The 12,953-nt window shown below is 71.0% G+C and carries 9 protein-coding genes; 5 read left to right on the top strand and 4 right to left on the bottom strand.

Annotated elements, in window-relative coordinates:
- Positions 1 to 66 precede the first annotated feature (66 nt).
- Positions 67 to 3,894, top strand: coding sequence for a PA14 domain-containing protein (locus VGR06_RS25585; protein WP_327561668.1), 3,828 nt, complete (start codon positions 67 to 69; stop codon positions 3,892 to 3,894).
- A gap of 21 nt (positions 3,895 to 3,915) precedes the next feature.
- Here the strand turns inward: VGR06_RS25585 and VGR06_RS25580 are convergent, their stop codons facing one another.
- From VGR06_RS25580 to VGR06_RS25570, 3 genes are read right to left on the bottom strand one after another with little or no spacing between them, the layout of a single operon-like run.
- Positions 3,916 to 4,329: a PIN domain nuclease gene (locus VGR06_RS25580; protein ID WP_327561667.1), complete on the bottom strand. Its 414-nt coding sequence runs from the start codon at positions 4,327 to 4,329 to the stop codon at positions 3,916 to 3,918.
- Complete coding sequence (locus VGR06_RS25575) at positions 4,320 to 4,517, bottom strand: type II toxin-antitoxin system VapB family antitoxin (RefSeq protein WP_327561666.1); 198 nt, start codon at positions 4,515 to 4,517, stop codon at positions 4,320 to 4,322. The genes VGR06_RS25580 and VGR06_RS25575 overlap by 10 nt, the downstream gene beginning before the upstream one ends.
- Positions 4,518 to 4,575: 58 nt before the next feature.
- On the bottom strand, positions 4,576 to 5,001 hold the full coding sequence (locus VGR06_RS25570) for an OsmC family protein (protein ID WP_327561665.1): 426 nt from the start codon (positions 4,999 to 5,001) through the stop codon (positions 4,576 to 4,578).
- Between the two features lie 46 nt (positions 5,002 to 5,047).
- Between VGR06_RS25570 and VGR06_RS25565 the strand changes: the two genes are divergently transcribed.
- From VGR06_RS25565 to VGR06_RS25550, 4 genes are all read left to right on the top strand, one after another.
- Positions 5,048 to 6,406, top strand: coding sequence for a protein kinase domain-containing protein (locus tag VGR06_RS25565; protein ID WP_327561664.1), 1,359 nt, complete (start codon positions 5,048 to 5,050; stop codon positions 6,404 to 6,406).
- Positions 6,407 to 6,477: 71 nt separating this feature from the next.
- A complete protein-coding gene (locus tag VGR06_RS25560; RefSeq protein ID WP_327561663.1) occupies positions 6,478 to 8,109 on the top strand; it encodes a thiamine pyrophosphate-binding protein in 1,632 nt (543 codons plus the stop codon).
- A gap of 38 nt (positions 8,110 to 8,147) precedes the next feature.
- On the top strand, positions 8,148 to 8,792 hold the full coding sequence (locus tag VGR06_RS25555) for a DUF4230 domain-containing protein (RefSeq protein WP_327561662.1): 645 nt from the start codon (positions 8,148 to 8,150) through the stop codon (positions 8,790 to 8,792).
- A 199-nt stretch (positions 8,793 to 8,991) separates the two neighbouring features.
- Positions 8,992 to 10,251 (top strand): S8 family serine peptidase, encoded by a 1,260-nt coding sequence (locus VGR06_RS25550; RefSeq protein ID WP_327561661.1) that lies wholly within the window; start codon positions 8,992 to 8,994, stop codon positions 10,249 to 10,251.
- 4 nt (positions 10,252 to 10,255) lie between these two features.
- Here VGR06_RS25550 and VGR06_RS25545 read toward each other — a convergent pair whose 3' ends face one another.
- Positions 10,256 to 12,886: a CHAT domain-containing protein gene (locus VGR06_RS25545; protein WP_327561660.1), complete on the bottom strand. Its 2,631-nt coding sequence runs from the start codon at positions 12,884 to 12,886 to the stop codon at positions 10,256 to 10,258.
- Positions 12,887 to 12,953: the final 67 nt, after the last annotated feature.

Genomic DNA, 12,953 nt, shown 5'->3' with positions numbered 1-12,953 from the left:
ATGGAGCGCGGATCCAGGCGCACTCACCGGTTGAAGCTGACGGTATTGTTCTCGGTACTGTCCGTTGTGGCCGGTCTGTTACTGACACCCGCCGGGGTTGCTGCGCCACCAACGGACTTCCAGACCTCGCTGATCGTCGGCGACGGGCTGGACAGCCCGACCGGCTTTGAGATCGCGCCGGACGGCCGCATTTTCGTGCTCGAACGCGCGGGCAAGATAAAGATTATCAAAAATGGTCAGCTGTTGCCCACACCATTCGCCGATCTGCCGTCGGAAACGACCGGCGACCGGGGCCTCATCGGCATCGCGTTCGACCCCGAGTTCGGCATCGCGAACCATTACGTGTATTTCTACTACACCGGCCACGATCTGCTGAACCATCTCGTCCGGTTCAGCGCGGATCAAGATGTCGGCACCGACGGACCGTACACCCTGTTCCAGACCTCCTCGCCATCGACCCTGCTGCACGTGGGCGGCAGCATCCGGTTCGGCCCGGACGGAAAGCTCTACTTCGCGGTGGGCGACAACGGCACCGGCGAGAAGGCCCAGCAACTGGACAACCCGCACGGCAAGATCCTGCGCATCAACCGGGACGGCACGATCCCGACCGACAACCCGTTCTCCGGCCAGGCCGGCAAGCTGGGCGCCATCTGGGCCTACGGCTTCCGCAACCCCTGGCGGTTCCAGTTCGACAGCGCCACCGGCGAGATGTTCGGCGGCGACGTCGGCGACTTCAGCTTCGAGGAGGTCAACCACATCGTCCGCGCCGGCAACTACGGCTGGCCACTGAAAGAGGGTGTGTGCGCGTCGAACTGTGCCGGGTTCATCGACCCCATCCACGCCTACCCGCACAACGGGGCGAGCGCCTCGGTCACCGGCGGGCCGATCTACCGCGGCACCATGTTCCCGCCCGAGTACCAGGGCAACCTGTTCTTCGCCGACTACGCGCAGGGCTTCATCAAGCGCGCGGTGCTGGACGCCGGCGGCAACGCCACGTCGGTGCAGGACTTCGACACCACGGCCGGCTCGGTCGTGGACATGAAAATCGCCCCGGACGGCTCGATGTATTTCGTGACGTTCTATCCGGGCGCGATCTACCGGGTCACCTACAACACGACCTCGCACGTGCCGGTGGCCAGTGCCGCCGCGGACCAGACCCGCGGCGTCGAGCCGATGGACGTGCACTTCTCCAGCGCCGGCAGCAACGACCCGGACGGCGACGAGCTCAGCTATTCGTGGAACTTCGGCGACGGCACGACCGGCACCGAGCCCAATCCGACGCACACCTACACCGCCAAGGGCGTGTACACCGCGCGGCTCACGGTGTCCGCCAACGGCGACTCGACCAACGCCCAGCCGATCGTGATCCAGGTCGGCATCCCGCCGACCTTGACCGTGTCGATGCCGACTGAGGGCCAGTTGTACCGAGCCGGGGACACCATCACCTACAACGCGTTCGCCAACGACGCGGCCGGTTTCGACCTCAACGACAACAACATCAAGACCGTGATCAAGCTGCACCACGGCTCGCACTACCACCCGTTCGCCGGGCCGCTCACCGGCCGGGCCGGCACGTTCACCATCCCCACCACGGGGGAGCCGTCCGCGGACACCTCCTACGAGTTGACCGTCACGGCCACCGACGGCAACGGCCTGACCACCAGCAAGGTGATCACGATCCGGCCTCGGAAGTCGCACATGACGTTCGCCACCAACCCGCCCGGGCTCGGGGTGACGCTGAACGGCATCCCGATCACCACGCCGCAGACCATCGAGGGTGTGGTCGGCTTCCAGCGTGACCTGGTCGCGGCCAGCACCGCCGTGGCGACCGACGGCACCGTGCTGCAGTTCGCCGGCTGGTCGGACGGCCGCAGCATCCGGCACACGATCACCACTCCGGAGACCGACATCACGTTCACCGCGAACTACGTGCCGGCGGGGCCGTGGAACGCCAGCTACTACGACAACATGACCCTCACCGGCACCCCCGTGTTGAGCCGGACCGACCCGAAGATCGACTTCAACTGGGATCAGGGCGCGCCGGACCCGGCCATGCCGGACAACCACTTCTCCGTGCGCTGGACCAAGAACCAGTACTTCGGCGCCGGGCGGTACAAGTTCACCACGGTCAGCGACGACGGCGTCCGGCTGTACATCGACAACAAGCGGGTGATCGACCACTGGGAGGGGCAGTCGTCCACGGCCTGGACGTACACCGCCGACCTCGGCGAGGGGAACCACTCGCTGAAGCTGGAGTACTTCGAGGGCGGCGGGGCCGCGGTGGCGATGCTGACCTGGGACGCCACCGAGGACCAGCCCAACGAGACCTACCACGCGGAGTACTGGAACCTGGACAGCGTCAACGCCATCCCGGGCGCCACACCGGCCCTGGTGCGCGAGGAGCTGGCCGTCGACCACGACTGGGGCTCCGACTCACCCGGGCCCGGCATCGGGGTCAACCGGTTCGCCGCGCGGTGGACCCGGACGCTGAGCCTCGCGCCCGGTGAGTACAAGTTCTCGGTCCGGGCGGACGACGGCGTCCGGCTGACCGTCGACGGGGTGCTGGACATCGACCAGTGGATCGACGAGGGGCCGACGACGTACTCCGCGGTGCTGCCGCTGGACGGCGGGCCGCACACGGTGCGCATGGACTACTACGAGAACGGCGGCGGGGCGGTCGCCAAGCTGTGGTACGCGCAGGTCGGGGACCTGCCGGAGTCGGCGTCGTACCAGGGGGAGTACTGGAACGTGCCGAACACCGGCTCGTACCCGGTCATCCCGACGACGCCGCCGGAGTACACCAGCAGCGACCCGGCCATCGACTTCGAGTGGTACGACGGCTCGCCGGCGCCGGTCATCGGGGGCAACAACTTCGTGGCCCGGTGGACCCGGACCGACGTGTTCTCCGCCGGGATCTACCGGTTCTCCGGCACCACCGACGACGGCATCCGGGTCTACATCGACAACCAGCCGGTGGTGGACAGCTGGCAGTTCCAGCACGCGACGTACAGCGTGGACAAGGTCGTGCTCGGCGGCCCGCATGTGGTCCGGGTCGAGTACTTCGAGGGCGGCGGCGGGGCCACGGCGATCATGGACTACGAGCGGATCGGCGAGGTGGTCACCACCGAGGATCCGTACCACGCCGAGTACTTCGCCAACCAGGACCTCGCCGGCACGCCGACGCTGACCCGGCCGGACGACAACATCAACTTCGACTGGGGCGCCGGGTCGCCGGGCGACGGCATCCCGGTGGACCACTTCTCCGCGCGGTGGACCAAATCCACCGATTTCGCCGCCGGGAACTACGAGTTCTCGGTGACCTCCGACGACGGCGCGCGGCTGTACGTCGACGGCGTCCTGGTGCTCAACCACTGGACGCTGCAGGGGCCGACCACCTACACCGTGACCCGCGCGCTGACCGCGGGCACGCACCAGATCGTGTTGGAGTACCTGGAGATCGGCGGCGGTGCGCTCGCCCGGTTCTCCTACGCCCGCACCGAGGATCCGCCGCCGCCCCCGCCGGTCCCGTTCCAGGCCGAGTACTTCTCCAATGTGGACCTGATCGGCCCGGCGGTGGTCACCCGCAACGACGACACGGTCGACTTCGACTGGGGTCAGGGCTCGCCGGATCCCTTGCTGCCGAACAACTTCTTCTCCGCGCGGTGGACCCGCACGGTGGATTACGAGGAGGGCACGTACCGGTTCAGCGTGACCGGCGACGACGGCATCCGGCTCTACGTCGACGGAACACAGGTCGCCGACGGCTGGAGCGACCACGGGGCGACCACGTACACCGCGGATGTGCCGCTGACCGCCGGCCCGCACGCGGTCGTCATCGAGTACTACGAACGTACGGGCGGTGCGGTGGCGAAGTTCAGCGTGGCGAAGGTCTAGCGCCGCGGCTCGCACAATGTCTCAGTCGATCGAGCCGCGGTCCACGATCCACTGCGCAGGCTGGCCGGTCACTTCCGCGATCAGCTCGAAGTCGCGGTCGTAGTGAAGGACGGTCAGCTCCATCCGCAACGCGGTCGCGGCGATGATGAGATCCGGCACCTTACGTCCCTTGAGACCCAGCGCCGCCAATGCGCGCTGCATATCCAACGCCTGGTCGACGTCGGCCGAAACGACCCCGACCACCGGGAAGATCCGCAGTGCGTGCCGCAGTGCATCCCACTCGTTCGCGTTGCGCGCGGAAAATCCGATCTCAAGGTCGGACAGGGCGCACCGTCCGACGCGACGTTGGTCCGCGAGCGGCGCTATTGCGACGCGCACGTCGCTGTTCGCCAGCCGGGTCAACACACTCGTATCGACCAGCCAGCTCAGCGCCATGCCTGCTCACGGTCGGCGAAGTCGAAGGCGGCGAGCGTGTCCAGTGCGGTGACCACGTCTGACGGGTCCCGCTCATCCGCCGCGGCCAGTTTGAGGGCGGTGTTGACCGTGTCCTTCATCGTGGACGTGCCAAGCCGCTGCTGCGCCGCGGCGAGCGCCTCGTCATCGATGTCCACCAGATGTTTCACTGGCCCAGTATATACCATCATTCGATGGTATATACCGTGGAGTGGCGAAGGTCGGACCCTAGGGTGCAACCGAGTTGCTCACCGGGGTGCCGAGTTCCACCGTGCGGCTGACCGTGCAGAGCTTGTCGTGGGAGAGCTTGACGGCGCGGGGGAGGATGGCGCGGGCGGCGTCTCCCTTGGTGCCTTCGGGAAAGGTGACGCTGAACTGCACGGCGAGGTTGACCATGCGGCTGCCCTGGTCGTCCTGGATCTTGTCGCCGGTGGCGGTGACGGTGAACGTTTCCGGTTCCGTGTGGCGTGACGTGGCGATGTCGGCGTCGGTGGCGGTGCAGCTGGCGATGGCGGCGAGCAGTAGTTCGACGGGGGAGAAATCGTTGGCGTTGCTGGAACCGATGGTGATCTCGGCGCCGCGCTGGTTGCGCGCCGTGTAGCGCCCGGCACTGGTGCGTTCGATGCGGACTGTGCGCAGCGTGTCGTCGGCCATGGGCTTGACAGTACGGTGACAAGGCCAGCTACTACACTGGGTCCTGATGATCGCAGCCGGTGACGTGATCGCTGGGCGCTACCGCCTCATTGCCGAGGTCGGTCGCGGTGCGATGGGCGTCGTCTGGCAGGCGCACGATGAGCGGCTGGACCGGGCGGTCGCGGTGAAGGAGCTCAACCCGGCCGATCATCCGACCCGGGAGGCGCGGGTGGCGGCGCGGGTGCCGCACCCGAACGCGATCATGGTGCACGACATCGTCGATCATGACGGGACGCCGTGCCTGGTCATGGAGTACTTCCCGGCACGCAGCCTGTCCCAGCTCGCGCCGCTGCCGGCGGGACAGGTGGCGGAGATCGGGCGGCAGGTGGCGGACGCGCTGGCCACCGCGCACGGCGAGGGGATCGTGCACCGGGACATCAAGCCCGGCAACATCCTCGTGGCCGAGGACGGCACCGCGAAGATCGCCGACTTCGGCATCTCGCGGTCACTGGCCGACGGCACGTTCACCGGCACCGGGATCATCGCCGGCACCCCGGCCTACCTCGCGCCGGAGGTGGCCGGCGGAGGCCACGCCATGTTCTCCGCCGACGTGTTCTCGCTCGGCGCGAGCCTGTACGCCGCGACCGAGGGCACACCGCCGTTCGGCCACGACGACAACCCCATCGCGCTGCTGCACCGGGTCGCCCACGAGAACATCCGGGAGCCGGAGCAGGACGGCCCGCTCACCGAGGTGATCCTCTGGATGCTGCGGCGCAGTCCGGCCGAACGCCCGACCATGCGGGAGGCGCACCAGGCGCTCACCGCGGTCGCCGAGGACCGGCCGGCGAACCCGCCGCCGAGCACCCCGCACGGGACCCTGGTGCTGCCCGCGAGCGCGACGCTGACCCGGCGGTCCCGCAAGAAGATCGGTGCCGGCATCGCGGCGCTGTGCCTGGTCGCGGCCGGCGTGGTGATCGGCGCGGTGATCGCCCGGGACCCGTCGCAGCCCAGCCAGAGCGCGCACACCGAGACCCGCACCACCCCGGCGCCGACCACGAGCACCAGCGTCGGGGCCACCGCGCCCAGCGAGGCCACCCAGACCAGCGAGGTCACCACCAGCGGCGGCCAGTGCCAGGCCGAGCTCGCCACGGTCAACGCGTGGCCGGACGGCTACGTGGCGAATGTGATCGTCCGCAATGTCGGCCGGGCCGCCCTTTCCGGCTGGACGGTTCGCTGGACGATGCCGGCCGGCCAGAAGATCACCAACCTGTGGTCCGGGAAGCACAACGAGGACGGCGCGCAGGTCACCGTCACGAACGAGGGGTACAACGCGACCATCGCCGCCGACGAGTCCATCGAGTTCGGATTCCAGGCGGATGCCAGGAACGCGGAGCGCCCGACGCCGAGCTGCGAAACCTCTAGATGATCGATCGACCTCCCCGGTAGCCTGTGCCGCGATCTTCACTGATTTTCGTTGACGTACCAGGGGAGTAGCGGATGTACGTCCATGAGGTCGTCGCGCGGACCCTGGCCGGTCACGGCGTCGACACGGTGTTCGGTGTGCTCGGCGACGCCAACCTGTACCTGATGGACAGCTTCCGGCGGGCGGCGGGCGGCCGCTACGTCGCCTTCGCCAACGAGATCGGGGCGGTGCTCGCCGCCAACGGGTTCGCGCAGGCCGGCGAGCGGCTCGGGGTGGCCACCGTGACGTCCGGCCCGGGCCTGACCAACACGGTGACCGCGCTCGTCGAAGGGGTCCGGGGGCACACCCCGGTGCTGGTGATCGCCGGGGACACCGCCGCCGTGGACCGGGAGAACGTGCAGAGCCTCGCGCAGCGCGAGCTGGTGGCCGCCGCCGGGGCCGGGTTCGAGCAGGTCCGTTCGCCCGGCACGGTCGCCGAGGATCTTGCCGTCGCCGTCCGGCGTGCCCTGCTCGAGCGGCGGCCGGTGGTGCTCAACGTGCCGGCCGACTTCCAGTGGCAGGAGGCCGAGTGCCCGCCGCCGCGGCCGAAGTTCGTGGCCCCGCAAGCAATCGCGGCGGACCCGTCGGCGCTCGACCAGGCCGCCGGCGCCATCGCGGGGGCCAACCGGCCGCTCGTGTTGGCCGGCCGCGGCGCGACCAGCCCGGCCGCGCGCGCCGCGCTGGTCCGCCTGGCCGGGCGGATCGGCGCACCGCTGGGCAGCACGCTGCCGGCGAAGGACCTGTTCCGGGGGGAGCCGCACAACCTCGGCATCATCGGCACGCTCGCGAACGACGTCGCGGTGGAGCACGCCGGCCAGGCCGACTGCGTGATCGCGTTCGGCGCCGGGCTGAACAGGTGGACCACCGCCGGCGGCTCGCTGCTGGCCAAGAAGCGGCTCGTGCACGTCGACATCGACCGCACCGCGATCAACCGGTGGGCGCCGGCCGACGTCGGGGTGGTCGGCGACGCCGCGATCGTGGCGGAGGCGCTGGCCGGCAGGCTCGGCGAGGCCGGCCTGCCGGCGTCGGGGTTCGCCTCCGACACGCTGGCGCGCCGGCTCGCGTCCTGGCCGGAGTACGCCGATCGCGGCACCGAGGACGCGCTGGACATCCGTACCGCGCTGATCCGGCTGGACGCCGCGTTCCCGGCCGACCGCACGCTCGCCTTCGACGGGGGCTGGTGGGGCCAGTTCGGCTTCAACCTCATGCACGTGACGCACCCGAGCGCCTGCGTGCACACCTCGCACTTCGGCTCGATCGGCCTCGGCATGGGCAGCGCGATCGGCGCCGCGCTGGCGGTGCCGGACCGCCCGGCGCTGCTGGTCACCGGGGACGGCGGCTTCATGCTGGGCGGTCTCGCCGAGTTCCACACCGCGGTCCGGCTCGGTCTCGGCCTCGTCGTCGCGGTGCTCAACGACGGGGGCTACGAGGCGGAACGCGTCCACCTCCGCGGCCGGGGCCTGGACCCCGCCCTCGCCAGCTTCGACTGGCCGGACCTCGCCGCCGTCGCCACGTCGCTCGGCGGTCGCGGCCACCGGGTCCGCACCCTCGCCGAGCTTGACCAGGCCCTCGACGCCGTCGCCGAGCCGGACCGCCCGGTGCTGCTGGACATCGGCGTCACCCAGCCACCCCCTGGTGGTGGGGCCCTCATCGGGCGACCCGGGTAGGAGTTTTGTAACACGGTGTACCGGGTAACCGACCGGATGTGACCCAGGAGAGCGGCACCAGATCGCGCTTATGGCGGATCCTCGGCGTGCTCATGGCCGTGGTCGTCCTCGTGCTCGCCGTCATGGCGCTGACCAGCTTCCTGCCGAAGCTCAACCCGTTCGCCACCAAGGAGATCGACCGCAGCGGGCCGGTGCTGCTCAAGTCGATCAAGGACCTGAGCCAGTACCACGCCGCGGCCGGCGAGTTCCAGGTCGTCATCGACCTGGAAAAGGACGTGAAGCTCCTGCCGGACTTCCTGGCCGGCAGCCGCGCCCTGTTCGTGGCCTACGGCAGCGTCAACGCGTTCGTGGACTTCTCCGGGCTCTCCGGTGACGCGCTGACCGTGTCACCGGACCGCACGAAGGTCGAGGTCAGGCTGCCCAAGGCACAGCTGGACAAGCCGAACCTGGACCAGCAACGCAGCTACCTCTTCGCGCAGCGGCAGGGCATCTGGGACCGGTTCAAGTCGCTTTTCGAGGTGGCCGACCAGAGCCAGTTCTACCAACTCGGCGAGCAGAAGATCGCCGAAGCCGCCCAGCACGCCGGCCTCATCGAACGCGCCGAAACCAACACCCGCGCCATGCTCGTCGGCATGCTCCGCCCGCTCGGCTACGACGTGACGTTTGCCGCCAGCAAGACGTAGCTATCTACCTACTCTGGGCAACATTTGTTCTTTTCCCCGGGGGCAGTTACGGAAACGTAACGGGCACCGATGTATTCCGCACATGCGTCTTTGCACTTGCTTGTGACGTAGTGCAATTCGTCCTCCGGGGAGGCCAGGTAAGACGATGCCCATTTCGAACAGACAACCGCCCAGGCATTGGACGTCACCGGCGATCGGGGTGACCGACCTGACCGGAACCAACGGCGCCTGGGTGCGGCCCGGGGAGGTGCTGGTCGAGCTCGGAGTGCAGGCCAGCGTCGAGCCGGAGCTGCGCCGCCGGGGTGCCCGGCCGTACGAACCGGGCGGCGCCGCGGGGGACTGGCGCCGCAACCCGAACGCCCCGAACTACGGCAACGTCAACGCCCGGCTGGCCGAGCGCGGTATCGGGTACCGGCTCTGGACCGGGCTGCCGGTGGTCAGCGCCGTGGCGATGGGCGACGACGCGCAGCTCCCCGGGGTGCACCTCAACACCGTGATGGTCGCGGAGGACTTCTATCAGGGCGGCGGTGGCGGCTTCCCGAGGGTGGTCTCCGGCCCGGCCGTGGCGGCCGAGTCGACCGGGGACGGGGTGGCCGACGTCGCCGTGCTCGACTCCGGTGTCCCGGCCGACTGGCAGGGGATCCACCCCGAGCTGAAGGGCTCCATCCAGGAGGTCGGCGGGCTGCTGCCGAACATCGACCCGCTCGATGAGAATCCCGCGGACGGCAAGCTGGACGCCCGCGCCGGGCACGGCCTGTTCATCTGCGGGCTGATCGTGCGGATGGTGCGGACGCTGACCATCCAGCTGACCCGGGTGCTGCACGCGTCCGGGGAGACCGACGACACGCTGGTCTCCGCGGCGCTGGCCGAGACCACCGCGCCGGTGGTGAACCTATCGCTCGGCGGCTACACCGTCGACAACAAGCCGTCCCCGCTGCTGGCGGCCGCCGTGTCGCTCGCGGTGGGCCGCGGCCAGGTGATCGTCGCCGCGGCCGGCAACGCGGCCGGCGCGCAGCTCGGCTCGCCGTTCTGGAACCGCCCGTTCTGGCCGGCGGCGCTGCCGGACGTGCTGGCCGTGGGCGCGTTCGACTCCTGCGGTGGCGCGGAGAACCTGTGGTACGCCCCGGGCGCCGGGGACCACGGCGAGGACGTGGGCACCAACGCCGCCGACGTCTACGCCCCGGGTGTGAAGATCCGCAGCACCTATGTGGACGGTTGGCCGCACCCCCAGGGCGGCACCTCGTTCGCCGGCTGGGCCGACTGGGACGGCACGTCCTTCGCCGCACCGATCGTGGCCGCCACGATCGCCGAGGCGGTCGCGGCCAGCCCGGGAACCCCGGCGCGGCAGCTCGCCGCCACCTGGTTCACCGGTCAGATCCCCAAGCCGTGGCCCAAGAAGCCCGGCGCGACGCTGAACTCCCGGATCTACAAGCCACCCGTGGAGCCGACCGACTGGTGAGCGCTCAGGCGCCGAAGCACACGAAGCTCGCGGCGGCGGCGACCGACCCGTCGCCACCGCGACCCCCCACCGCCCTGGCCGCGGCCATCGCCTCGGCCGGGGCGGTGCCGTTCCGGAGCTCCTCGTGCAGCGCCAGCATGATCGGTGCGGTGTCCACATCGGACACCGGGGTGACGGTGGCGACCACGGTCCGGGTGCCGAGGGTCAGCAACGCCGACACCAGGCCGAGAATCTCGTCGCCGGCGCGGACGGCACTCACCCCGGACTGGCAGGCCGGCAGGATCACGGTGGCCGGTGCGCGGCCGAGGCGCTCCAGGTCGTAGACGGTCAGCGGGCCGTCCACCAGCTCCAGCGCGGACAGCAGTGGGTTGTCCGTGCGCAGCAGGCCGTGCGCGGCGATGTGGGCAAGCTCCGCGCCGTCCAGCGCGGTGAGCACCGCCGGCACCGTGACGTCCGGTCCGAGGAATGCCTTTGCCGACGGGTCCTGCCGGGCGAGTGCGGCCACCTCGTGCTGGGCGGCCCGCAGCCCCGGCCCGGCCGCGAGAATCGTACCTCCGTCCTCTGTGGACTGTGGGGTTCGGACGGCGCGCAGCCAGGCGGCGGCCGAGGGGGCGACCCGGACCGGAACCCCGGCCAGGCTCGGCAGCAGGCTCCACGGCATGGCGTGCAGGCCCGCGGTCGGCACGATCACCAAGGGGCGCCCGGAGATCTCGGCCCGCAGCGGGTCGAGGAGCAGCGTGTCGAGTACCTTCCCGGCGCTTTCGGCGGCTTGCCGCACGGCGGTGCGGCCGCGGGGCGTGCCGAAGTCGAGCGCGAGCGTGCGCAGCGCCGACGTCGCGGTTTCCAGGGCGCCGGCGACCGGACCGAGCTGGCCGATCCGGTGCAGCCGGCACCGGCTGTTTCGCACTGTCACCGCGAGCAGCTCGCCGTCCTGCCGGATCAGCTCCACCAGCACCGTCGCACCGAGGGCGTCGGCCAGGTCGGCTGCGCTGGGCGGGGCACCACCGGGCTGGTGCAGGGGATTGCGGGCGACCCGGCTGGCACGTACCACGCGTTCCTCCGCCGCCCGGCGCAGCGCCGTCCGCGGCCGGGAGCCACCGGCCAGCCGGGCCTGGGTGCCTTCGGCGGTGATCCTTCGCAGCTCCGCCAACGCATCGGCGAGCTCGACGTCGTCCGGCGGCTTGACCGGGCGCAGCCGCATCGCCCGGGCCCGGGCGCGTTCCGCCCAGGCCAGGATGTCCCGCGGGGTGCCGGCCGCGATCGCCAGGTCCAGCCCGAAGTTGGCCAGCTCCGTGCCGAACGTGGCGACGTGCACCCGCAGCTCGGTCGCCCCCAGCACCGCCTGCCGCTGCTCCACCAGGGCGAGCCCGGCCCGCAACGCCGACAGTGCGCCGCGCCGGTCGCCGTGGGCCTGGCGCAGCAATGCCTGCGCGTGCCAGCCGCGTACCCGGACCCCGAGCGTGCCGGAGCGGCGCGCCGGTCCGGCGGACTCCAGCACCCGCTCGGCGGTGGCCAGGTCGCCGGTTCGCAGCGCCACCCGGGCCGCGATCAGGGTCGCCTCCAGCTCGGCCACCCGCCAGCCCGCGGCGGCCAGATCCCGGGCGCATTCCAGGGCGGACCGGACCGTGGCGGTGGACTCCGCCGCGCGCAGGGCCGCCAGCCGGGCCAGCGCCGCCCAGCCCGGCCGGTCCTGGCGGGTGAACGCGGCGTAGGCGGCGCGGGCCTCCCGGCCGGCCACGTCCGACCAGCCGAGCGCGGCCGCCGCCTGGGCCAGCCACAGCTGCGCCTCGGCCAGATCCGCGTGCTGGCCAACGGCTTTCAGCTCGGCCACGGCACGTTCCGCGGTGCGCCGGGCGTCGTCGAACAGGCCCACGGACAGCAGCACCTGGCAGCGGTTGAGGTGCAGCTGCGGGTTCGGCTTGTTCTGCAGGGCGGGCGCGGTCTCGGCGCGGTCGTAGCTGGCCAGTGCGGACGGCGCGTCACCGCTGAGCGCCGCCACGTTGCCGCGGTTGCACTCGGACTCGGCGGCGTGCACGTCCCTGCCGAGCTCCCGCCACAGCGCGCTGGCCTTGACGAAGTCCGCGTCGGCGGCGACCAGCGCGCCGCGGTGGGTGTGCAGCAGGCCGCGGTTGTTGTGCACTCGGGCCTGCCAGAGCAGGTCGCCGGTGCGCCGGAGGGTGGGCAGTGCCGAGGCGTAACCGGTGAGCGCCTCGTCCAGTCTCCCGGCGCGCTGCAGGATCAGCGCGCGCTGGCAGGCCAGGCGGACGGCCGGAAGTCCGGTCAGCCCGGCGGCCGCGCGGTCCGCCTCGGTCAGCGCCGCCCGGATCCGCCCGCGGTCGAGCAGGATGAACGCGAGGCTCATCCGGGCTTCGGCGGCGGCCTGGATGGCGCCGCGGCGGGCCGCCACCCGCACCCCGATGCGGGCCCGGGACTCCGCCATCGCCAGGTCACCCAGCTCCCTCAGGGCCAGCCCGGCCGCGCGGTGGGCCAGGGACGCGGCGGCCACGTCGCCCTGCGCACCGGCCACCGCCGCGTCGGCCTCGCTCAGGGCTTTCCGGGGGTCCCGCCCCACCAGATCCAGCGCGGCCGCCGCCCGATCAGCCGGCGACCCGTCCAACGAAGGGGAAGCGGGCACCCGCAAATCGTGCCAGATTTCCGCGAGTCCCCACCTCGGGCACGCGAGTTCCCAGTTCCGAACTGGG

The sequence above is a fragment of the Actinophytocola sp. genome, assembly GCF_036002505.1.
Lineage (GTDB): Bacteria > Actinomycetota > Actinomycetes > Mycobacteriales > Pseudonocardiaceae > DASYTH01.
Note: the sequence above shows the minus strand (reverse complement) of the source record. Positions and strands in the feature narration are given on the sequence as shown.